At 62.0% G+C, this 21,691-nt stretch carries 17 protein-coding genes; 8 read left to right on the top strand and 9 right to left on the bottom strand.

Annotated elements, in window-relative coordinates; all coding sequences use genetic code 11:
• Positions 1-432 precede the first annotated feature (432 nt).
• Positions 433-639 carry a hypothetical protein gene (locus QF047_RS04730; protein WP_307274487.1) on the top strand — a complete coding sequence of 69 codons (207 nt, stop codon included), beginning with the start codon at positions 433-435 and terminating at the stop codon, positions 637-639.
• A gap of 1,956 nt (positions 640-2,595) precedes the next feature.
• Here the strand turns inward: QF047_RS04730 and QF047_RS04735 are convergent.
• Positions 2,596-4,425 carry an ATP-dependent endonuclease gene (locus tag QF047_RS04735; RefSeq protein ID WP_307274489.1) on the bottom strand — a complete coding sequence of 610 codons (1,830 nt, stop codon included), beginning with the start codon at positions 4,423-4,425 and terminating at the stop codon, positions 2,596-2,598.
• A gap of 207 nt (positions 4,426-4,632) precedes the next feature.
• Here QF047_RS04735 and QF047_RS22320 point away from each other — a divergent pair, with 207 nt between their 5' ends.
• Positions 4,633-5,472, top strand: coding sequence for an alpha/beta fold hydrolase (locus QF047_RS22320; RefSeq protein ID WP_373427745.1), 840 nt, complete (start codon positions 4,633-4,635; stop codon positions 5,470-5,472).
• Positions 5,472-6,587: a hypothetical protein gene (locus tag QF047_RS04740; RefSeq protein WP_307274491.1), complete on the top strand. Its 1,116-nt coding sequence runs from the start codon at positions 5,472-5,474 to the stop codon at positions 6,585-6,587. The genes QF047_RS22320 and QF047_RS04740 overlap by 1 nt, the downstream gene beginning before the upstream one ends.
• An 866-nt stretch (positions 6,588-7,453) precedes the next feature.
• Here QF047_RS04740 and istB read toward each other — a convergent pair.
• Together istB and istA are read right to left on the bottom strand one after the other, a co-directional pair.
• Positions 7,454-8,242 carry an IS21-like element helper ATPase IstB gene (gene istB / locus QF047_RS04745; protein ID WP_307274492.1) on the bottom strand — a complete coding sequence of 263 codons (789 nt, stop codon included), beginning with the start codon at positions 8,240-8,242 and terminating at the stop codon, positions 7,454-7,456.
• On the bottom strand, positions 8,239-9,759 hold the full coding sequence (gene istA / locus QF047_RS04750) for an IS21 family transposase (RefSeq protein WP_307274495.1): 1,521 nt from the start codon (positions 9,757-9,759) through the stop codon (positions 8,239-8,241). The genes istB and istA overlap by 4 nt, the downstream gene beginning before the upstream one ends.
• A 1,058-nt stretch (positions 9,760-10,817) precedes the next feature.
• On the opposite strand from istA, the gene QF047_RS04755 reads away from it, so the two are divergent.
• A complete protein-coding gene (locus tag QF047_RS04755) occupies positions 10,818-11,606 on the top strand; it encodes a trypsin-like serine protease (RefSeq protein WP_307274497.1) in 789 nt (262 codons plus the stop codon).
• Positions 11,607-12,603: 997 nt separating this feature from the next.
• Complete coding sequence (locus QF047_RS04760) at positions 12,604-13,035, top strand: CBS domain-containing protein (protein ID WP_307274499.1); 432 nt, start codon at positions 12,604-12,606, stop codon at positions 13,033-13,035.
• A gap of 147 nt (positions 13,036-13,182) precedes the next feature.
• On the opposite strand, the gene QF047_RS04765 is transcribed toward QF047_RS04760, so the two are convergent.
• Positions 13,183-14,175 carry a LysM domain-containing protein gene (locus tag QF047_RS04765; protein WP_307274501.1) on the bottom strand — a complete coding sequence of 331 codons (993 nt, stop codon included), beginning with the start codon at positions 14,173-14,175 and terminating at the stop codon, positions 13,183-13,185.
• 416 nt (positions 14,176-14,591) lie between these two features.
• On the opposite strand from QF047_RS04765, the gene QF047_RS04770 reads away from it, so the two are divergent.
• Positions 14,592-15,137: a thioesterase family protein gene (locus QF047_RS04770; protein ID WP_307274504.1), complete on the top strand. Its 546-nt coding sequence runs from the start codon at positions 14,592-14,594 to the stop codon at positions 15,135-15,137.
• 28 nt (positions 15,138-15,165) lie between these two features.
• Here QF047_RS04770 and QF047_RS04775 read toward each other — a convergent pair whose 3' ends face one another.
• Both QF047_RS04775 and QF047_RS04780 read right to left on the bottom strand, forming a co-directional pair.
• A complete protein-coding gene (locus tag QF047_RS04775; protein WP_307274506.1) occupies positions 15,166-15,966 on the bottom strand; it encodes an ABC transporter permease subunit in 801 nt (266 codons plus the stop codon).
• A complete protein-coding gene (locus QF047_RS04780) occupies positions 15,963-16,886 on the bottom strand; it encodes an ABC transporter ATP-binding protein (RefSeq protein ID WP_307274508.1) in 924 nt (307 codons plus the stop codon). The genes QF047_RS04775 and QF047_RS04780 overlap by 4 nt, the downstream gene beginning before the upstream one ends.
• Positions 16,887-17,042: 156 nt before the next feature.
• On the opposite strand from QF047_RS04780, the gene QF047_RS04785 reads away from it, so the two are divergent.
• Entirely contained in the window at positions 17,043-17,459 is a 417-nt protein-coding gene (locus tag QF047_RS04785; RefSeq protein WP_306634978.1) for a co-chaperone YbbN, read from the top strand.
• A gap of 81 nt (positions 17,460-17,540) precedes the next feature.
• Here the strand turns inward: QF047_RS04785 and QF047_RS04790 are convergent, their stop codons facing one another.
• Positions 17,541-17,819: a putative quinol monooxygenase gene (locus tag QF047_RS04790; protein ID WP_306634977.1), complete on the bottom strand. Its 279-nt coding sequence runs from the start codon at positions 17,817-17,819 to the stop codon at positions 17,541-17,543.
• 114 nt (positions 17,820-17,933) lie between these two features.
• On the opposite strand from QF047_RS04790, the gene QF047_RS04795 reads away from it, so the two are divergent.
• A complete protein-coding gene (locus QF047_RS04795; RefSeq protein ID WP_307274512.1) occupies positions 17,934-19,667 on the top strand; it encodes an AMP-binding protein in 1,734 nt (577 codons plus the stop codon).
• Here the strand turns inward: QF047_RS04795 and QF047_RS04800 are convergent.
• Together QF047_RS04800 and QF047_RS04805 are read right to left on the bottom strand one after the other, a co-directional pair.
• Positions 19,655-21,124: a multicopper oxidase family protein gene (locus tag QF047_RS04800; protein WP_307274514.1), complete on the bottom strand. Its 1,470-nt coding sequence runs from the start codon at positions 21,122-21,124 to the stop codon at positions 19,655-19,657. The genes QF047_RS04795 and QF047_RS04800 overlap by 13 nt on opposite strands.
• A complete protein-coding gene (locus tag QF047_RS04805; protein ID WP_307274516.1) occupies positions 21,108-21,575 on the bottom strand; it encodes a hypothetical protein in 468 nt (155 codons plus the stop codon). Before QF047_RS04805 ends, QF047_RS04800 begins: the two co-directional genes overlap by 17 nt.
• Positions 21,576-21,691: the final 116 nt, after the last annotated feature.

A 21,691-nucleotide genomic window follows, 5' to 3' on the forward strand; every position in this document is an offset into this window, starting at 1 on the left:
GGGCTTTGGCAGCGACGTCGGCGTCAGCCTGCGCCTTAGCGGCAGCGGCGTCGGCTTCAGTCTTTGCCTTCTCTATCGCTGCGGCGTCAGCGTCAGCCTGGGCTTTGGCAGCGGCGTCGGCGTCAGCCTGGGCTTTGGCAGCGGCGTCGGCTTCATTCTTCGCCTTAATCGCCGCATCAGCTTGAGCCTTCTCTTTTGCAGCGGCGTCAGCGTCAGCCTGGGCCTTGGCGGCGGCATCAGCTTCAGCCGCTGCAACGGCAGGATCCTGTGTGGGCGTTGCCGAGGCGGTAGCGGCAGCAGAAGCCGAGGTTTTCGGAGTGGAAACAACCGAGGTGGAGGTTGTGCCAGATCCGCGCGTGGCGGTGAAGATGATGTTCAGAATGGGATGAAGCCGAGAGTAAGCCGGACCAGGAACGGCGCTGGAGACACCAGATGGAAGCCTGGCAGCTCTGCGCGGAGGCCAAGGACCAGTTCGCCATCCGGTTGGTGGACTACATAGAAGTGGTACGCCGAGACCTTGGAACGTACACCATTGAAGATGACGAGCTGAATGAAGACAACCGCCAACGCCTGACGCAGTTTGAAGCCGAGGACGGGCGGGAGCACTTGGAGAACCTACCCGACGGCGAGCTAGCGTAGGTTCAAGTCTCGCAACCGAAGCTGGAGACATTTGGTAGGGCTCGCCGCCGGACCCGCGTTGCCCCTGAATACCACGAGCTGCGACAATTTCCCGCGGCTCCTGTCCTTTTTCACCTGAGCGCCAGCGGCAAGGTCCTTGAGGGCCGACAGGTAAGTAGTGATCAAATGGGTTGACGGCTCGGCCGTCCGTCCCTGCGGGTATCCGTGCGTCCTGGGCTGCAGTATGAAAGAAAAACAGACTGCTCGTGTGATTTGGGATCTGGGGGTTCTCGTAAGCCTCGACACTCCAAAACATCAGAGTTTCGTCCACAGCTTGTCCCATACTGAGGCCAGGACGGGATTTAGGACGCCTGCGGCTCCTCCAAGGAGATGACCACTCCCCGGCCGTTTCCTGACAATCGCGAAAGCTGTCGAAGAGCTCAAACGAGGCGCAAGAGTTTCCCAAATGCTCGTGACAGATTGACGGCATAACTTGACGGCCGAATTGTCTCCCCTTCAGCGACACCTGTGGCAGCTAAACTAGTGCCTCACATCTAACGACGACGATAGGGTGGCGAAGATGCGGTGGACGAAGGGTGTTCTCGCTCTGATTCTTGCTGGCAGTCTCGCCTTATGGTGCAGTGCGCTATGGAGCCAGACCTTTGAGCCAGATCCCGCCAATACTTCCACTGCCGCCCCCAGCCTTGTGGCAGCCTACTCTGAGGTACCGGTTACCCAATCTGCCACCTTTTGGTTCAATTTGCGACCCCCTCGCCCGTCGGACAAGGACGAGCTCGGAGAAATTAGGCTTTCCTATGAGCTTGCAGGGACGCCCGCAGCCCCCACGACCATTAGTTTTGCTATTTCCGGACAGTTGGGGGAAATTCTCAGCGACTGCACAGACTTCAATGTCCGGATAAATCGAGACGTACCCTTCGACGCCCTTGCTGCCCCTGCAAAGATCGGTCTTACGGCCCTGGCAAGACAAGGTTCTTCTGACGGGCAACAACCGTCATCATCGCAGACCGTGGATGTGTCTGAAGTCTCGAAAGTTTTGCATCGGGATACTTATACTGAGGTGCAAATACCCGTGTCGCCCAAGCTCGGAGGGATTACAAAATCTCCAGAAGTGATTGGATCATCGGCAACGCACACCTGCAACGTCGTTGAGGGGCGGAAGATGTGGGGCCGCCTCACAGGTCAGCCAAGAATAGTAGCCCCCGCCGTCAGTGCTGCACTGCCTAGTAAGGTAGCCAGGCTTGAAATCCTACCTATGATTTCCCTCTATACCGATGACCTCTTTTTCTTGGTCCACAGCAGCGACGAGCCTACGTATGTCCAGGGCATGACTGAGATACGTGGCAGGCATCCTGAAACAGGAACGGCGCAGGTGACTACGACTCCGTAGACGTCGGCTACGTTCTCTGGTCCCGGCCAAGAGGCTAACGAGAGAAATGTAACGCTGCTTTTAGGTGTGCTCCTAGGGGCGGTATCTAGCATTCTCATATCTCTGCTATCCAACTTTGCCGACTCTGCGCTACCGGCGGGGGTGGGGTGGTGGAAAAAACGTAGGGACTAGGACTGCCTCGGGCCACTCTTACTCCAACTGCAACGGAGCTAACGCCAGGGGAATGCGGGGGTATGGACTCTCTGCCAATAAGCTCCCCGATCGCCAGATAGTGATGCCCGGGCGGCCCACATAGCATGTGGGAGGTCAAGGACGACGGAGAAGAGGACGCCTGGGTAGGCAGGATCTTTAATCTTTGGCTCCCTAGGAGAAATAATTATCACCATGGCCTGGAAGAAGTCGCTGCCCTGGAGTAGCCGCCTGGGGACAGCAGAAGACCCCCGCGTCCTTGACTCGATCCGCGGGGGTCTTTTCTGTAGCTGATCCACGCAGTGGGGGGACGTGCGTGGTTTGCTGCTGCAAAAGTAACCTCTGCTATGCCAGTTTTTCAAATCGGTCAGGGGGTCGGCTTAGTGAAACATCGGCCCTGCGGCGGCCAGCAGCCGGGAGATGTGGTCCTGTACCTCTTGTGATGCCTGAAGGTTTGCGCGCAGGGCGGCAGGCAGCCAATCCTTACCCTTCTTGACACCAAGACTGTGACCGAAGCTTTCCAATTGACCAACGTGCACTAAAACCACCCGTCGCTCGGCGAGGCCGTCCAGTAAGCGGGTGACTGCGGCAGGCTCGCTGCAAACCCTCATCAGTCCATCCACTCCATAGTTCTTGGCCTCATCCCAGGGCCGCATGGTCAGGCCGAGTGCTTCCTTAATTTTGCGTCGGGCACCAGCGTCGTATAGGGCCATCGGGTCATTCTGAAGTATCCGGTTGAACTCTTCAGTCGCGCTCCGGAAGACTTGCGTCACCAACTGCGGATTGCCGGAGTGGTTTAAGGGGCTTGTAACCGTAGACCAGTCGGCGTGCATACCATCCCATTTGCAGCCCAGCGACTCCACGAGGTTCTTCAGAACGGCCTCGTTGTCGAGCACGTCAATATCGGGACAAGCTAGGACGGGCACTTTCAGCGCCCCAAGTGCCCTTGCAACCCTCGGCATTCCGCCCGTTCCCGACGTCGGAACAAACAGCACGTCCGTGGCGGGCACCGCTAGAGTCCGCGTTTCCCGTAGACCAGCATTGGAAGTTCTAGCATCAAGAGCCGCCTCATAAAACCGGCAATCGCGCTCATTTTCTGCCAGCACAACGAGTTCATGGAACAGACCGTCCAGGACGTTGCTGTACTTCAAGACAGGATCATCCCAAATTGCCTTCAAGTCTTGCGACTTCAGTTGGTGCGCTACGGTCGAGTCTTCAGTCCGCACCAGGCGGACAACGGACAGCGGCGAGGACGAGTTCAGGAGACCGGCCAGTAGGTTTCTATCATGGGTGGCGAGAATGACCTGAACCCCTCGCTCACCGGAGATACGCCCTAATTCTTGGCCCAGCGCAAAAGCCTGTGGCGGGTGCAGAAATGCTTCGGGCTCGTCGATTATGAATATTGGATAAGTCGCCGTGACCAGTGGGATGAGTATGCCTAAGAGGCTGCGCATGCCGTCACCCTGATTAGCCAAGGTAGGGAGAGCATTCATCGCCGTCTGGTACTCGGTAGGGTCATCGTAGCGATTCGGGTAAGGGACATTCGGGACGCCGACACGCAGTTGCTGTTCCTGATTCAGGTCGTCAAGGGACAGTTCCTTGCCGAGAATCCTCACCGTGAGCCGATTAAGCTCCTGCATAAGCTCGGAGCTTTCCGCCAGATAATGGATCGGATGACTCGGAGCCTCCAACACGTTGCTCTTTCTGGCTGCAGCGGAGACGTTCCGCTCTCCCGCGCCCATTTGCCTGACGAGGAACGGGACGGCGGCAGATATTGGGGCAGGTATGGCAGCGCCTGTACCTAACTGCGTCGACCAATACTGGAAGTTGGTCAGAATGATGTTCTGGCCGAGGCGTTGAAAACTTGAGTGTTCCGGCATATCAGGGTGCTCGACCAAGACCGCATTTTTACACAACCAATCGAGAAAATCAGCGTGGTTTCCCGACAGGTCAATGGACATGTGCGCAATCAGTTCAGGTTTCACGCCAGAATCGGGCTGCGCCAGCTTTGCAGCAATCTGGTTCAGAAGCGTTGTCTTCCCGCTATTGTTGGCTCCAGCAATCGCCGTCACGCCTTTGGCTTCAAATTCTATTAGTGAGCCACTGTAGAGCGACGCCGACTCAACCCTCATGTCAAAGCTACCCGCGTCGCCTCGAACTAGCCCCACTCGTTGAAGGAGTTCATCATGGCGAAATTGCAGATCAGTCATGGTCGGAACTTACACTTACGCCTGAGCTGGCTCCAAACTCCGGAGGAGAGGCGACGTATGGGCGATTTTTTGCCTCATTTCGCATCGAGGACTTAAGGCCACGTCGTTAGCGGGGCATAGTAGGAGCCTTCGAATACGTGGCCTGGCCCACGGACGAAAGCAATGTCCGGGGTGTCCAAAGGCGTCTTTGAGGACTATGATGCCGCCATGTCGGCCGCTGAAGTCCACACGCTTTGTAATCTGCAAAATCCAGCAAGATGGGTTTTGAACGTTGCCCATTCCCGCCCCGTTCGGCTCGTTGTCTTCATCCATGGGTTCCGTGGGCGGGCAACCGCCACATGGAACGAGTTCGCCTCAAGTGGCAAAACAGACGAATGGTGGAGAAGTTCCGACATGCTGTTTGTTGGTTACGACTCTCGACGAGACAATATTTCCGGGGTCGCTGATCGGGTTCGGATGAATTTGCCTAACTTTTACCCAAAGCCGCATCAAGCGGCCATGGACGTGGGGGGCTTTAGGCCCCGAGAGGACGTAGAGTCCCCGTATCAGGAGTTGATCGTTGTCGGGCACTCCCTAGGAGGGCTAATTGCCCGGCGGGCCATGGCCGACGCCGCGCAGGTACGTGATGACAGCCGGACGACTGGCGAGACGCCCCAAGCTACGGAAATTCTCGATGCTCGACTCATACTTTTTAGTCCGGCAAGTGCAGGTTTCCGGCCAGCCGGACTTCTTGGTGCCGTAAGGGCGTCCTCGTTCTGGCCAGCCCTATTCATGTACTTATCCAGGTCCTCGGCCTTTACGGATCTCCAGCCCGGGTCCATAACCCTAGAAAATACACGGCGCAGGACTGAGGCCCTGGTGGCTGCTGGAGAAAGTTCCCTCCGGGCAAGAATCCTGTGGGCGAACCCGGACAATGTCGTTATTGCAGAACGGTATGACACTGACTTTGTCGATGACACCGAGGATGGTCAGGATCATGGTTCAGTCTGCAAGCCCAACCCTTCCTATCAACTACCCTTGCGCTTTACATCCAGTGGGCGGCGGTGATGACCGCCATCCAGGAATACCGGTTGCGGGTGTTCGAGTTGGCGGCAATTGAACCGCACATCCGCTTTTTCACTGAAAATCCAGGCCTTGCCTCGAGTATGCGTGCGTGGTTTGAGGAGTGGGCTGTCTTCGATTGGAGTGTAGAAGACAGAGCTTGGCAAATCAGGGGAGGAACTGCCGAGCAAGGAGACGACGGAATTACACCACCGCCGGGAGGTGCTGGCCTTTTCGAGCTGCGAACCTCATCACCTTCGGACATAGGTTTGCTGCATCTGTGTCTACTTTCAGAAGCAAAAGATTGGGTGATAGTTGGCGGACAGCTCGGTTACTTTCCAACAGAAGCGGCACCAGAGACTGACATTGAAGGCCTCGGTGCTGTTGAGGCATACAAAGGAAAACTTCAGTCCTACTACATGGGCGTCACCGATTTCGAAGCACAGAATGACCCGGGTTTTGATGATGGTGACGCCTTCGGCGTCGCGCTGCAGGAAATGATTGAAGACCTTACTGACGACCGCATGGAGTACCTGACACTAGTTATGTTCGCGCCCCGTTATATATGGACCACGCGCATAGGACAGGTCAAGAAGTTAGCAGCGACTGTGGCTGCCCGACCGGATGCCGCCCTCCCGCCGGAGGTCATGGAAAACGTGGCATGGGTATTTCTTGGACCACCGGAAGAACGGTTCAGCCGTATTCAGCCAGAGTCCAAATGGCCCTCGGCATGGCGAATGGAGCTGCCCTCCAGCGAAGCTTATGGGTTGGGTGTGGGACAACAGGCGGAGGGACAGGGGCTTGCCTTTCAGCGTCTAAAGGAGGTTCACGAGTGTCGGCGACAGCTTGAGATAGCCGCGCAACAGATTTCCGTGGACGAGAACGCCACCCTCGCCCTCCAGCAGCGTGATGCGCTCAACCGTCTGATAGTTGCCATCCAAAAGAATGCGCCAGAGGGACTAGTTGCGGCCGAACCAGAGAACGGCGCAATTCTGTTTGGATGGCCCTCGGAGGCGAAACGTGAGGCAGGTTCCACCGGCAAGGCCATTGGGGCGGTGCCGCCAGCGTCTGTGGCGAAGCCCAAAGAAGAAACTGCCGGTGATGACGAGCATTGGTTGTGATGCTGGTGCCTTGACGGGCGTAATCCGTTCCTGCTCCTCCGCGAGGCTCCACAAGGGCTGGGCTCTCCTCAGCATGAGGCAGCTGCCCCCCCCGGGCATCCGGAGGGATTTCCATGGGTGGGTGCAGGCGTCATGGATGCTTCAAAGTGGGGCCGTGGCGCGCTGTCAGCAGGTGCCAGGTAGTCATGTCCATCAGGCCCAGCTTAATCAATGCAGGTAAGGCAGTGGGGCAGCCTTTAGCGTTCTTCCTGGCTTCTGAATCAACAGCTGGGACCGTCACCGCCGGAGCGTGAACTCGCTCAGGCCGCCACGCCTTGGCTGCTGCGGGTTGGGTGGCAAGTCCAAAGGGAGCATGCTTGTGGACATTCTCCTGCACCAACCAAATTCAAAGAACGCTCCAGCCAGGGGATCGTGGCTCCGATATTTCTGATGTTTCGATGGAATTTTTTCGTCTTGACAGCCAGAAGAATCACAGGAGCCACAATGGCCAAGACCCAGATCTCCGAAAGCCAGACCACCACCGACAACGGGTCAGGCAACTGCCGCTGCAACTGCTGCGAACTCGTTCGCACGATGGAGAGTTCCTACCGTCGTCCAGGACGAACTTGTCGATGGGACAGGGTAAGCGGTGACGCTCCGTAATCCCCCTAGAGCCAACGTTTACCCAACGAATACTCTGAAATGCAGAGAAAGAAATCGAACACCAAAGAAGGGCGCTAAGTCGTTTTCCCCTGTGTCAATGGCCATTACGTTCTGCCCACGGGCGGCCAGTTAATGTGCCCGCTGGTGGCCAGCAAAACTGCCCGGTGATGGCCAACAGATCTGCCCACTGATTGGTTCGGCGGGGTTGGCCATCGTTGGGTTGGTCAGTTCAGTCGGGTTACTCCTTTTCCGGCGAGGGCCTGGGTGAGGCGGACGGAATCGCCGCTGGTCTGGCAGACGTGGGCGTGGTGGAGGAGCCGGTCAACGGTGGCGGTGGCGAGGGTTTTGGGCATGAGTTCGTCGAAGCCGGCCGGGTGGAGGTTAGAGCTGATCGCGACGGACCGTTTTTCGTAGGCTGCGTCCACGACTCGGTAGAGGCCTTCGGCAGCGTCGGTGGCCACCGGCAACAGACCAATATCATCGATCACCACGAGCTCCGCGCGCAGGATCCTGGTCACGGCCCGGGTGACGCTGTCATCGGTACGGTGAGCCCGGATCAGGACGCCGAGGTCCTCGAGCCGGAACCAGGCCACGCGCATCCCGGCTTCGACGGCCTGCTGGCCGAGGGCTTCGAGGAAGAAGGTCTTCCCGGTTCCCGAAGGTCCGCAGACAACCAGGTTTTCCCTGCGGGTGATCCATTCCAGGGTCCGGAGTGCCTGTTGGGTCGGCCCAGGAATGGAGGACGCTGCCGGGTCCCAGGCGTCGAAGGTTTTCCCGGTCGGGAAGCCCGCCGCCTTGCGGCGGGAGGCGAGCATGGACCGGGCCCGGCCCGCGGCTTCCTCGGTGAAGAGTGCTTTGATGACCTCGACCGGTTCCCACCGCTGGGCGCGGGCGGTCGAAATAAGGTCCGGGGCCAGTGCCCTGGCGTGGGGCATTTTCAGGGACCGCATCAGGGCCTCCAGGTCCGCCGGCAGGGGCGGAGCCGCGGTGTTCGGCGTGGTCACAGGGCTCATCGGGCATCCTCCGTCTTGTTGTTGGCTGTCGTGTTCAGGGCGGTGTTGCCGATCGCGGCCCACGCAGCCGTTCCCTGGGTGAGGGAGGTCGCTTCGTTGGCCGCATGGGTGGTGGTGCGGCGGATGTTTGCGTTCAGGATCGAGGCGAGGTCCGGATGCGCGAACCGGCCGTGCAGGGCAGCGTCGCCCAGGGCCCGGTCGACGTGGTCGGTGCCGGCGATTTTGGCCAGCGTGACGGCCTCGGCCATTTTCACGTTCATCCGCGCCGTTCCGGCCGCTGCGGCTTCGATCAGCCATGTCCTGGCTCCGTCGCCGATGGCCAGGAACGCGGCCTCGTCCGCACTGCGGGCCCTGACCTCATAATCGCCGGGAACCTTTGCCCTGGTTCCGGGGAAATGTTCATTATTGATGGCGGGGCTGCCGGGCCGGGCCCGATCGTGGCGGGCGACTTCGACGGGCCCGGCGGTGCCGTGGTGGACGATAATGACCTGCTCGTCCGGTCCGGTCCCGTGGGTGCGGACGAACACGCGTGCTCCGAGTAGGTGGGACGGGACCGAGTACTGGGCGTTTTCGAAAGTCACCATCGGAGTGTTCTCCGGAACGCTGCGGGCCAGGCCGAACGCAACCGTGTGGGCGATGTCCGGGATCCGGTGCAACCTTGGGGCTTCCTCGGCGAGCATCGCCACGGGTTTGCGCCGCGTCACCCGATGCTCACGGTCATTCACGTCATTCATGAACGCCTGGCACGCGGTCTCGAGTTCGGCGAAGGTGCCGTATTCGCCGCGGAGGTTCGTGTCCTTCGGGACGATGTCGGCCTTGGCCAGCTTCACGCTGGCTTCGGCGCCGCCTTTGGTGGCTGGGTCCGCGGGCTGGCAGGTCAGCACCGTGATCCCGTAGTGCCGGGCGAAGTCCAGAGTCTGCTGGTTCCGGACCGGGACCCCGGCAACATGGGCGGTTGTCACGGTTTTCTCGTTGTCCGTCAGCACGTAGGTCGGTGCCCCGCCCAGGACCCGGAAGCACCGGTCCAGGGCAGCGAACACGCTCGGCGCGCTCCGGTCACGCAACGGGATCACGATCCGGAACCGGGAGAACGCCAGCCACGCCACGAACAGGATGGTCTTCACCCCGCCGATCCTGGGGCCGTCGCCGAAGTCGTACTGCAACCACATCCCGGGCTCGGTGATCCAAGGCCGGTGGACGCGGGTGTGGCCCAGCCGCCACGCGGCTTTGACCTGCGCGATCGCCCGGCGGGTGGAGCGTTGCGAACCGGTGTAGCCCAAGGCGAGGAGTTTTTCGTGGGCCTTATCGGCGCGGATCCGGCCCTTGGAGGCTTCGATCCATTCCTCGATCTTGGGCAGGAACGCGTCGGTGACCCGGCCGCGGGCCGCGGGTTCCCCGATCGGCTGGCCGGCGTCGCGGGCCTGGACGTGTTTGGCAACGGTGTGGTGCGAGCAGCCCGTGAGCTCCGCGGTGGCGCGCAACGACCCGGTCAGATCGTAGGCAGCAAGAATTTCCATGATTTCTCCGTAGACTTCATACAGGGCCTCTTCCTGGTTCGCTTGGTGCGCTTAGACACCGTCATCAAACCCTAGGGAGAGGCCTCCACCGCTTAAGACGCGGTCGGTTCAGTAAGGAAGTGGGCAGATCTCATGGCCACGGGCGGGCAGTTCTACTGGCCGTCAGCGGGCATTTTAGTGGCCGCCTACGGGCAGTTTTTCATGGCCGCTAACACCCCTGCAAATGAAAGGCGTACGGCGTCCCGTGGAAACCGGAGAAAGGTGTCGCCATCTAATCCGTGGATCGTGGGTTCGAGCCCCACAGGACACAGGGCGGAGGAAAATTGCGTCTGACCTGCCTATGTTTGAGGTAACCCAAACCAACGGAAGCTTTACTAGTTCAGAAGGGGTGCCGAGTGGGGTAGCGGAGCGCGACGCGCCAAAGACCAGCCGGGATTAGGGCAACAGACGCAAGCCTTGCAGCCATTGATTCCCTCCGAAAGGAGATGTGGATTTCTCACCATCGAGACCCTGCGACCGTTATAGGCTCGCCCGCTCGGACACTATAGTGCCAGCCGTTGACTCAGGCATGCCGCGAGCATTTCCGCTGAAGAATCCTGTATTCGCCATGCTCCGGGACGGCACCACCTACACACCGGGTGCCTCCCGACGGTCCGGCTGGCCGTCTGACGGGAGGGGATTCCGAGCCTACTCATGCCCCCTCCTTTTTAAGGGGTAGGTCGATCGTCCTAAAAGATCTTGACGCTCCGCAGAGGGCGGTCGATGATGGCACTAAGCCGACATCGTGTCAATTGTGGGGCCCATGAATATTGTTCGCCCTTACAACTATGGGCTCAGCCAGTCTTGCGCCACCGTATATGCACACGCTTGGGTCTCGTCTGGGCCTAGACGTTACTCGGTGATCAGGAACAAAATTTGCGGGCTGCTGCAATTCCACTAGTAGTTAGGGACAGACAATGAGTTTTGAAACTTGTCGAGGCGAGCGTTCAGTCCGTCCAGCGGCACGTGGACGTGTCGAACGGAGGAGCGGTGGTGGCCGAGCGGCAAGGTCTGGCGTGATGCGTGTTCTGATCGTTCTGGTGCTGTCCATTGTAGGTGTTCTTTTTCCCGCAACTATGGCGGGAGCCATCATTGGAGGCACAGATGACGGCAGCCGCCATCCCTACGTCGGCTTCATCCAAGTCGTTGACGACCTAGGGGCAGGATATTGCACGGCCGTCGCCATCAGCCCTACGGTCGTACTCACCGCCGCACACTGCGTCACTGAGACCGAGGGCCCGACAGAAATTCATTTCTTCTATGACCTTGACGGCAGCGGCTTCACCTTCGATACAGGCCTGGAAGGCTTCGACGGAAAAGTAGCGGCAACGGCTTACGTCTACCCAGGCTTCTGCGCAGCGTGTGGTAAAGGTTTGCCCGGGTACGACAAGAACGACCTGGCGGTCCTAGTCCTGGACCAGCCGATCGAGCTTCCGCGCTATGCCCAACTCCCAACCGTTGGACAAGTGACCACACTGAAGAACCCCTCGGTTACCTACGTTGGATATGGCGTGATTGCGTATACCGCGGGTGGTGGTACGCCGCAGCAGATTTTTGATTACAACTTCCGGCGACAGACCGCAATGGGGTCGATCATCACCAATAAGAACGTCATCTCGACCGACTTCGTCTCCTTGTCTCACGCAGCGGGGATCCGGACGTGTCAAGGGGACTCCGGAAGCCCGATTCTCTTCGGGGATACCGTTCTCGCGCTCCTTTCCTTCAGCAATGGGCAGTGCACCGGCGGCCAATATGCCTTCCGAATCGACTCAGCGGAGAAGCTGGCCTTTATCCGCTCCTTCCTCTGACCGCCGGGTGCGGGATTTCCAAGTCGGGCCGGTCATGTTTCTTATTACGTGTGTCCGCAAAGGAGCCCCTGCTTCGTTAGCAGGGGCGGGCTCGCGACAGAAAAGTGGGCAACGTTCAGCGCGCTCAAGTCCCTTTTGGCCTCGCCAGACACAGATTTTCAAGGTTTGGCATACCGATAACTTGACTAGATCAGACGTCGCCAACGAGCTGCCGACAGGTGCCGGAAGACATCGATCCGAGGGCTCATAAGTAAGTGCCAACGACAGGTCAATAAGAAGGGAGTAGCCTACCTCTGCCCCACAAAGCAGCTCGCGCGGCAATGTCGGGAGCGTCTGGAAAGTTACGGCATTTCGGCTGTACTACTGATCGGTCCGCCGGTGGAGTGGACTAGGCAGAAACGCCATGTATTTACAATGGAGAAGCTATCGCTGTATCGGTCTATTCCACGTCCTCAGTACCAAACCTGGCCCTAGACAATGCTGAATACATGATTCTCGATGACGCTCAAGCTGCCGACGGTACGTGTCTAAGCCCATGGTCCATCGGGCTGGATTGTAAGTCCTTGGCATATTCGGATGTCTTGACTGCCTTGGGCGACGCGTGGATCTACCCGAACAGCTCACGTGATCACCACGTGAGCACACAACGCCGGTGATCACTGGTCATGGGCAGTGATCGCGAGCTTGGTCAAACCGCAAAATCCTCGGGATGACAGGCTAGAAGGTGCGGCCGGTTCTTGCAGGTTACCCATGTCAGATCACTGTAAATCAGCTGGCAACGCCTACGGGGGTTCGAATCCCTCATCTGCCACCCAAGGAAAAGCCTCCGGAACCACAGGTTCCGGAGGCTTTTTCGTGTCTTCTTACAGGTGCCGGAGCGGCGTCCAAAAGGCAGAAAAACTGCCGTCGACACCGGCAGGGTCCGGGCGTAGGCTGGCACCATCGGCGCGCGTGCCCCGATGCCTGCGTCGATTCAGCCATCGATAAAGGAGAACCAATGAGTGCCGTACGTGAATTCATGACTACGGACGCACAGTGTATTAAGGAAAGCCAATCGCTCGCAGATGCTGCGCGGATGATGCTGGACCTGGACTGTGGATCGTTGCCCATCTGCGGTGACGACGGCAAGTTGAGGGGCATGATCACCGATCGTGACATTGTGCTCAAGTGTGTTGCCGCTGGACGCGACCCACGCGGGATGATGGCCCGTGACCTCGCCTCGGGCAGGCCCTACTGGGTTGACGCGGATGCGAACGTCGACGCGGCCATCGAAATGATGGAGACCCACCAGGTCCGCCGTCTTCCGGTTATCGCCGACCACAAGTTGGTGGGGATCATCAGCCAGGGAGACATCGCCCGCAACTACTCCGAGCAGCGGATCGGCGAGCTCGTGGAGCACATCTCGGAACGCAAACCGATGAACGCCTAACCGGCAAGTTTTCCTAACCCAACGCCACGGGGTCCGCTCCGTGGCGTTAGTTATGCCCGCTCCTGGCCTTGTCCGCGGATCCCCGCCTTGAAGGTTAGGAGCCGCGGACAAGCTGAGGAATACAGGTGGCCGGCAGCGACAGGCCTATCAGTTCAGGGCAATCAGGAGCATCTGGCTGGTTCCCGGGATGCAGGTCTGCAGGATTGCACGGGGGAAACCGCCGAACACATTGATGACGTCGTTGGTGGTCCCCGGGTTGGGCACCTGCCCGCGCGCCGTCGCAGTGTAAGTCCCGTAGCCCGGAATGCTCACCGTCTCACCCACCCCGATTCCGGAGAACCGTGCCCAGCCGCCGCAGAAATCGTGCTCCGTGATGAAGAGGGAGTAGCCGTCGTTGGGGGTGAAGTGGATGGGCCCGATGCAGGCATCAACCATGGACTGCCCGCCGGCACCGGCAACGTAAATGGTCCGGACGGCAGGAGCGGCCGCAACCGGGGCGGGCGCCGGAACAACTGCCGGCGCCGGGGCCGAAACAGGACCAAGTGCAGGAGCAGGTGCCGCGATGGGTACGGCAACGGCCGGGCCGGTCAGGACCAGCGTCTGTCCGGGGATGATGATGGTGTACTGCCCCAGACCGTTCGCGGCGAGCATGGCGTTCGTGTCCACCCCGAACCGGGCCGCAATGGAACCGACGGTATCGCCGGGAACCACGGTGTACTCGTTTCCGCCGGCGGCGGATGCGGGTGCCGGCTCAGGGGCAGGGGCGGGTGCAGGCTCGACGGCGGGTGCCGGCGGTGCTGCCTCCGCGGCGGGCGCGGCAGGCGGGGCAGCAGCGGGCGCTTCCGCCGGCGCCTGGACAGACTCCGCAGAACCGGCACCCGCAGCATCAGCGACAGTACCCCGCGCTTGGGGCACGGCCTCGGCAACGGGAGCCGCCGCCGTCGTGGTAGCCGCTGGAGCGAGGGTGGCCGGTGCCGCAAGCGCCCCCACTCCCACTGCCGCCACAACGGCGGCGGTGGCCATCCCGGCCCAGAGTTTGTTGCTGATGGTGGGGCGGCCAGCCGTCAAGTCGGAGCGGGGGACATCGGTGGCGAAACTGCGGCTTGGAGCGTCGGGAGAAGAAAGATATGGCTGGTTCATGGGTAGCCCATCGGGATTCGGTTCACCCAGGCAGCTGCAAGGCGCAGGGAGCGGGGCAGGACGGATCGGCGTGTGTGATGCACCGGCGGCCCAGCCTCAAGCCGGGCCGCCGCCGGCGCACGATGGAGGCGTCCGCATACCCAGAAGATACGGAAGCTCCGCGAGAAGGCGCTGCCACCCGGAAGCCACCCGGTGAACAGGCCAGCACATGTTCGGTCCTAGGAATCCCGAGTCTAGGAAGCGCCGGAGGTGCGGGCACCAGTAATGATTACCCGAATATTTTGGGCCGGTACTTGGGAGTGCTGTCCCGGATACGCAAAACCGCTGTGGGTACTACCTGCCGCAGCAGGCCGGAATACCAGCGGTTTTGGCGGCCCTTCAGCAGCCCCGATGTTACTCGCAGGTAACATGTAGGCATGCACCTGCTGTTGAGAACCCTCCTGCTGCTCATCACCTCCTCCCGCCGGCCGCCGCTGGCCGTCTGGGACCACTCGTCGTTGCCCCTTCGCGTGCTGCCCACGGACATCGATATCGCCCTGCACGTCAACAACGGGATGTACCTGTCCCTGATGGACCTGGGCCGGTTCGACCTGATGGTCCGCAGCGGTGTGTGGAAGCGGATGCGCCGCCGCGGCTGGAGTCCGGTGGTGGCCGCGGAGACCATCTCGTTCCGCAAATCCCTCCAGTTGTGGCAGCTGTACACCATTGAAACGCGGATCATTGGCCTGGATGCCAAGGCCATCTACTTCGAGCAGCGCATGGTGGCCGACGGCGAGGTGTACGCCCGTGCCCACATCGCCACCCGGCTGGTCCACAGGGGCCGGCCCGTCAGCCAGGAGGAGATCCTGCGGGAGTTCGGCCAGCCCCCGGCGGACTTGGTCCTTCCCGAATGGGTCCATGAGTGGCGGGCTTCCAGCGCCCTGCCGGGGAGCCGGACGCCGGCGCCGCACGTCTGGGGCTAACGCCGACGCGGGAAATCGCCCCAGCGGCTTAGACTCCCACGTCCCGCCGTTCAAGCGCGACGGCGGCAATCGCCACGAGTGCCGCCGAGAGACCCCACAGCCACGCGGCCGCGCCCCAGTCCGCTCCGTTGACTACGGGCGAGTTGCCGTAGGCCCAGTGGTACGGGCTGATGTCCAGCAGCCACTCCACATCCCGGCTTTGCCGGCCGACGGCGTTGAACACGTATCCGAGAACTCCCACCGCCGAGCCGGCGGAGATGCCATACGTCCGGCGGCCGGTGACGGCGCCGGCGCACAAAGCAGCGGTGCCGCTAAGCAGCGCCAGCCCGGCGAACAGGACCGTGGCCTCCGCCAGGTTGTCCGGCTCAATTCCCAGCTGGGACGGCCCGTTCAGCAAGGACACGAGGACAAAGACCACGCCTGCCAAAATGAGCAACCGCAGCAGCAGCGCGAGGGCGCGTTCCAGCACCACCTGCACGCGCCGTACTCCATGGGCGAGTGTCAGCTCCAGCTGGCCGGATTCCTCGTCGCCGCCCACGGCGGCGGCGCCCCACGCCACCGATGCGATGGTCATCAGCAGGAAGCCAAGAAGCCCGAACAGCGTGGCCTGGGTGTAGCCGGGACCCGTGGCGATCTGGTCATAGTTCAGCGCTTTGGTCATCTCGACGGGCAGGGCGTCCATCAATTCCTGCATCTGGGCACTCCCGCCGATGGACGGGTACAGCGGCAGGTACAGGAACGCCGCCGCGGCGAGGCCGGCCGCCCAGGCAAGAGTGGAACGCCATGGATCAAAGAAGGCCCGGCGGAACAGTGGAAGGGACGTCTTCACCGGAGCGCCTCCCGCGGGCCGGCATACATCCTCAGCACGGCTTCCTCCAGGTCGGGCTCTTCGAGGACTAGGTCCGTCAGTTCCAACTGGCCAAGCATCCGGACCAGCGGCTGGATGGCTCCTTCCAGGGTGGCGGACAGCGTGACGGCGCCGTCGGCCTCAAGCACCTCCACCTGCCCGACGCCGGGGACGCCAGTGAGCAGCGCAACGGCGTCGCGCGCTGCTATTCCATGCGCGGTGAACCGGACGCGGCGCACCGCGCCTTCGCGCAGTCCGGTGACGGATTCAACCGTGATGATCCGCCCGTCCCGGAGAATGGCCACCGTGTCCGCAGTCTGCTGGACCTCGCTGAGGACATGGGAGCTGAGGAAGATGGTCTGGCCCTGGTGCCGTGCCTCGCGCACCATGGCATGGAACTCCTGCTGGACCAGGGGATCCAGGCCGCTGGTGGGCTCATCAAGCACCAGCAGTTCCGGCTGGTGCATAAACGCCTGCACCAGACCCAGTTTCTGCTTGTTGCCTTTGGACAGCTTGCGTGTATGGCGGTCCAGGTCCACTCCCAGCCGCTCGGCGAGCGCGTCAATGCGGCCGGCCGGAACCGGGCCGCTGATGGCCTCATAGTGGGCCAGCAGCCTGCGCCCAGTCACCCTGCCTTCGAGGAACAACTCGCCGGGAAGGTAGCCGATGCGGCGGCGCAGCTCCGGCCCGCCCCGCCGGGGATCCACACCCAGCACCCGCACTTCGCCGCCGCTGGGCCGGATGATGTCCAGGAGGCAGCGCATGGTGGTGGTCTTGCCCGCGCCGTTCGGCCCGATGACCCCGAAAACAGTGCCGGCCTCCACATCGAAGTCAACACCGTGCAGCACTTCCCGGCGGCCAAACTTCTTCACAAGGGAGCGGGCGGAGACAGCAATGGCCATGGGCCCTCCTTTGCTGCGGCAGAGCAGCTGATGACCCCAAGATAAGGCTTTGCGGAGCTGCTGTACATGACGGCGCCGGGTTATTCCCGATGACGCGGGAAGCGAACAGGGGGCTCCTGCCGCGACATCCCGCGCCGCCGAGCGTACCGTTGAAACATGGCTACCCTTGACATCACCGGCGAACAGTTCGCATCAACCATTGAGGGCAATGACATTGTCCTGGTGGATTTCTGGGCAGAATGGTGCGGCCCCTGCAAGCAGTTCGGCCCCACGTACTCGGCCGTATCCGAAAAGCACCCGGATGTCCTCTTCACCAAGGTGGACACGGAAGCCGAGCAGCAGCTCGCAGCTGAGGCCGGTATCTCGTCCATTCCCACGCTCATGGCCTTCCGCGAAAAGGTGCTGGTGTTCTCTCAGCCCGGCGCCCTGAACGCCCAGCAGCTGGAACAGGTGGTTGACGCCGTGAAGGCCCTGGACATGGAAGAGGTCCACGCCCACGTGGCACGCCAGCGGGAGGAAGCCGCTGCGGCCGCGCCCGGCCGCCAGGACGGCACCCAGATTCCCGAAGCATGATCCCAATACCCTTTCCTTAAACTTCGAAGCGGCGCCCTCCATCAGGAGGGCGCCGCTTCCGCGTTAACGAGGTGAGGGGTGTTAGAGGCGTTCCAGCTGGACGGGTTCGGCCAGCAGGGCGCTCAGGGACTCGTTCAGGTCCTGGACGGCGATGCCCTTGGAGTGCTTCGCCAGGTCTTCTTCCGAAGCCCACTGCTCGGTCAGGACCAGCTTGTCCTCGGTGGCTTCCGTCAGCTCGTAACGGATGCAGCCGGGTTCGTTCACCACCTCGTCAATGGCGATTTCCAGGGCCAGCTTTACACGGTAAAACTCGCCGTCGTTGGGGATGAACGTTGCCTGCAGGTCAATGGGAGAACTCATGGTTTTCACAATACCGGCCACCGCCTGCGGCCCCGCTCCTGTTTACGCCGGCCATCCCACTGTTGCGCAGCCCAAATGCTTTTATTGCCGGGAGGCGCTTGGTAGCGTGCCCTCATGCGCGCTTACACAGCCGGGGACACTGACGTCCCGTTGCTCGAGGAGACCATCGGCGGGAACTTCGAACAGATGGTGGCCAGGTTCCCGCTCCACGACGCACTGATCGAGGCGGCCCCGGTGCCCGGCGCTGACGCCAGGCGGTGGAGCTACACCAAAATGAACGACGACGTGGACCGGCTGGCACGCGCGCTGCTCGCCCTGGGCGTCGCCAAAGGGGAAAGGGTGGGGATCTGGAGCCCGAACTGCGCCGAGTGGACGCTGCTCCAGTACGCAACGGCCAAGGTGGGCGCGATCCTGGTCAACGTCAATCCCGCCTACCGCAGCCACGAACTGGAGTTCGTAGTGAAGCAGAACGGCATGCGGATGCTGGTCACGGCGCCCGCGGACCAGAACAGTGACTATGTGGGCATGGCACGCAAGGCGCTCGCAGAATGCCCCGACCTGCGTGAGCTCGTGTTCCTTCCCTTGCCCGGCGGTAAAGGTTCCAGCTGGGAGGGGACCGGCGGGGACGGGTCCGACGGCGCCGTCCCGCTCAGCGACGCGGAGCTTACTTACGCTGAGCTGCTGAGGCGGGCGGACGGCGTCGGACATGCCGCCCTGAAGGCACGCATGGCTGAACTCAGTCCGCACGATCCCATCAACCTGCAGTACACCTCCGGGACCACGGGCTTTCCCAAGGGGGCCACCCTTACCCACCACAACATCCTGAACAACGGCTTCTCGATAGGGGAGCTGCTGGGGTACACCGAACACGACCGGGTGGTGATCCCGGTGCCGTTTTATCACTGCTTCGGCATGGTGATTGGCAACCTGAATGCGCTGAGCCATGGCGCGGCCACCATCATCCCGGGCCGCGGCTTCAATCCGGCTGCCGCGCTTGAGGCGGTGCAGGACTTCGGCGGCACGTCGCTGTACGGGGTGCCCACCATGTTCATCGCCGAACTCGCGCTGCCGGACTTTGCCTCCTACGACCTGTCCACGCTCCGCACCGGGGTGATGGCCGGCTCGCTGTGCCCCATCGAGGTGATGAACCGGGTCATCTCGGAGATGAACATGCGCGATGTTGCCATTTGCTACGGGATGACCGAAACTTCGCCGGTTTCCACGATGACCCGGGACGGCGACACCCTGGAGCAGCGGACGGAAACCGTGGGACGCACCATGCCGCACCTGGAAAGTAAGATCGTTGATCCGGGCTCCGGCGACGTCCTGGAACGCGGGCAGATCGGGGAGCTGTGCACCCGCGGCTACGCCGTGATGGAAGGGTACTGGAACCAGACGGACAAAACCGCCGAGGCCATCGACGCCGACGGCTGGATGCACACCGGCGACCTTGCCCGGATGGACGACGACGGCTACGTGGTCATTGAGGGCAGGATCAAGGACATGGTGATCAGGGGCGGCGAGAACATCTATCCGCGCGAAATCGAGGAGTTCCTTTACACCCACCCGGACATCCAGGATGTGCAGGTCATCGGGGTGCCTGACACCAAGTACGGGGAGGAGCTCATGGCTTGCATCATCCTCAAGCCCGGGGCCGGACCGCTGGATGCTTCCGATGTTGCCGCCTTCTGCCGGGGCAAGCTGGCGCACTACAAAATTCCCCGCTACGTGGATGTGCGGGAAAGCTTCCCGATGACCGTCTCCGGGAAGGTCCGGAAGGTGGAGATGCGCGAAGAGGCGGTGGCCCGGCTGGGGCTGCGACCCCGTGTTGCGCCCTACTCGGGCTGATTGCCCCGCGCGCCGTTGATGGTGAACGGTGTGGTGACGCCTTCGTACATGAGGTGCGCTACGAGGCCGTCGACGGCGTGTGCCAGGGTGTGACAGTGGTCGCTCCAGATCCCCGGGTTGTCGGCGAGGAAGGCTATCTCGTAGGACTGGCCGGGGTGGACATCCAGCGAATCGACCCACCAGGGGCTCCCCGACGCCAATTGGCCGTCGCGCGAGAGGACAACGGCGTGGTGGCCGTGCAGGTGCATCGGATGCACTTCGGATGTGTCGTTTTTGATGCGCATCAGGACCATGTCCCCCTCGCGCACATGGAACATCGGCACGTTCGGGAAGAGCTGGCCGTTGATCGTCCAGAAGTTGCCGGGGCGGCCATCGATGAGGCCAAAGCGGCGCCCGATTACGTAGTCGAAGGTGCGGTCCGGCTGCCGGGCGTCGAATGCAGGGGCTGCTGGGGCTCCATACGCCAGCAGGTCGACGGTCCCGCCGGGCTGGCGTGAGGGCGGAGCCATGGCAGCCGGATCACCGATGGTGACACTCCGGGCACCGCCTACCTGAAGGCGCACCGAGCCAGCAGCCGGGGCCTGCATGGTGACGTCTGCCCGGCCGCCCGCGGGGATGAGCAGCGTCCGGCTCTCGACGGCGGCTGGACCGTTCACCTCGTGCCCGTCGGTGGCCGCCACACGAAAGGGAGCGGCTGACCAGACTGCCGCTGTGCCCTGGTCGGTATTGATGACACGCACCCGCACCGTGGAGCCCGCTCCCGCCGGCAGATGTTCATCCTGCAAACCCCCGTTGAGGGTATGCTGGCCGCCGTAAATGTGCAGCAGTGCGACGGCGTCGATGTCGCCTCCGTTTGCCGGCCGGTGGACGGGCTCGATGACGACTGCACCAAACAGGCCGCCTTCAACCTGCTCATGCGACATCTGGTGAGAGTGATACCAGTAGGTGCCGGCGTCCTTCGCGACGAACCGGTAAACGTGGCGGCCTCCGGCAGGAACTGCGTCCTGGGTGACCCCAGCGACACCGTCCGCCGCGTTGGGCACGTCAACGCCATGCCAGTGCAGGGTAGCGCCGGCCTCCACCGACTCGTTGACGAACGCCGCCTCCACGAGGTCTCCCTGCCGGGCACGGATTGTGGGCCCTGGGGACGTGCCGTTCACGGTGTAGCCCATGAACGGGCGCCCCCCGGGAATATTGACCGTCCCTTGGCGCGCGACGAGCTCGACGCGAACGTCAGGAGACCGGAGCGGGTCCGCGACCAGCGCACTGACGCTGACGGCACCCGCCTGGCCACCTGAGCCTGAGTCGTGGACATGGGCGGCGTTCCCGCTGCCCACGGCCATCACCGAGTACTCGCCCAGGAGGGTAGAACTCCACCAGAGGGCGCCGAGGCCAACGACGCTGGCTACCGCGATGCCTGCTGCCAGGCGCCGGACCAGGTCAGGGCGCGGTGACATCGGCGGCGGGTACCGCAGGGCCCACCATGGCGGAACGCCTGACGTGCAGCGCCGCGTTGACGGCGGTAAGCAGCACGGCGAGGGCATTTGCACCGTGGATCAGGCCGAGGTAGGGCATATCGGTGATGGAGTAACCGAGGGTGATCTGCAACGCCACCAGGCCGAACACTATGGCCGCCCAGAGGCGTGCTCCCCGCACCTTCACGAAAAACGAGATGATGAGCAGCGCGAGGGCTGCGATCGGGATGACCATCCCGCCGACCATGGCGTGGATCGGGAAGCCAAGATCACCCGTGAATGTCGCTTGTTGACTCTCGATGAGGGCCTTGTCGACCACGCCGCCGTCTTGTACAAACCGGACCATCCCGCCGAAGCCGAAGGCGATCGAAGCGGCCTGCACCACGACGCCGCCGGCGATGATCCAGGCGATGACCGAGTAGGTTCTGCGCATGACGTCCTCCTCCTGTTCGAGCGGCCACCGTCAGTGGCATCCGCTGTGGGTCTGACGCTAGGCGCGGAAGGAGTTCCCTGGAACGCGGATGGCCCCAGGGTAGATGGAGGCCAACC

It is taken from the genome of Arthrobacter sp. W4I7 (assembly GCF_030816215.1).
GTDB lineage: Bacteria > Actinomycetota > Actinomycetes > Actinomycetales > Micrococcaceae > Arthrobacter > Arthrobacter siccitolerans_A.

Bases quoted from the DNA above. Each gene is read 5' to 3' on its own strand.
- QF047_RS04790 (WP_306634977.1), bottom strand. From the start codon at position 17,819: ATGAGTTCTCCCATTGACCTGCAGGCAACGTTCATCCCCAACGACGGC.
- QF047_RS04785 (WP_306634978.1), top strand. From the start codon at position 17,043: ATGGCTACCCTTGACATCACCGGCGAACAGTTCGCATCAACCATTGAG.
- istA (WP_307274495.1), bottom strand. From the start codon at position 9,759: ATGGAAATTCTTGCTGCCTACGATCTGACCGGGTCGTTGCGCGCCACC.
- QF047_RS04740 (WP_307274491.1), top strand. From the start codon at position 5,472: ATGACCGCCATCCAGGAATACCGGTTGCGGGTGTTCGAGTTGGCGGCA.
- QF047_RS04730 (WP_307274487.1), top strand. From the start codon at position 433: ATGGAAGCCTGGCAGCTCTGCGCGGAGGCCAAGGACCAGTTCGCCATC.
- QF047_RS04735 (WP_307274489.1), bottom strand. From the start codon at position 4,425: ATGACTGATCTGCAATTTCGCCATGATGAACTCCTTCAACGAGTGGGG.
- QF047_RS04795 (WP_307274512.1), top strand. From the start codon at position 17,934: ATGCGCGCTTACACAGCCGGGGACACTGACGTCCCGTTGCTCGAGGAG.
- QF047_RS04780 (WP_307274508.1), bottom strand. From the start codon at position 16,886: ATGGCCATTGCTGTCTCCGCCCGCTCCCTTGTGAAGAAGTTTGGCCGC.
- istB (WP_307274492.1), bottom strand. From the start codon at position 8,242: ATGAGCCCTGTGACCACGCCGAACACCGCGGCTCCGCCCCTGCCGGCG.
- QF047_RS04770 (WP_307274504.1), top strand. From the start codon at position 14,592: ATGCACCTGCTGTTGAGAACCCTCCTGCTGCTCATCACCTCCTCCCGC.
- QF047_RS04805 (WP_307274516.1), bottom strand. From the start codon at position 21,575: ATGCGCAGAACCTACTCGGTCATCGCCTGGATCATCGCCGGCGGCGTC.
- QF047_RS04765 (WP_307274501.1), bottom strand. From the start codon at position 14,175: ATGAACCAGCCATATCTTTCTTCTCCCGACGCTCCAAGCCGCAGTTTC.
- QF047_RS04760 (WP_307274499.1), top strand. From the start codon at position 12,604: ATGAGTGCCGTACGTGAATTCATGACTACGGACGCACAGTGTATTAAG.
- QF047_RS22320 (WP_373427745.1), top strand. From the start codon at position 4,633: ATGTCGGCCGCTGAAGTCCACACGCTTTGTAATCTGCAAAATCCAGCA.
- QF047_RS04755 (WP_307274497.1), top strand. From the start codon at position 10,818: ATGCGTGTTCTGATCGTTCTGGTGCTGTCCATTGTAGGTGTTCTTTTT.
- QF047_RS04800 (WP_307274514.1), bottom strand. From the start codon at position 21,124: ATGTCACCGCGCCCTGACCTGGTCCGGCGCCTGGCAGCAGGCATCGCG.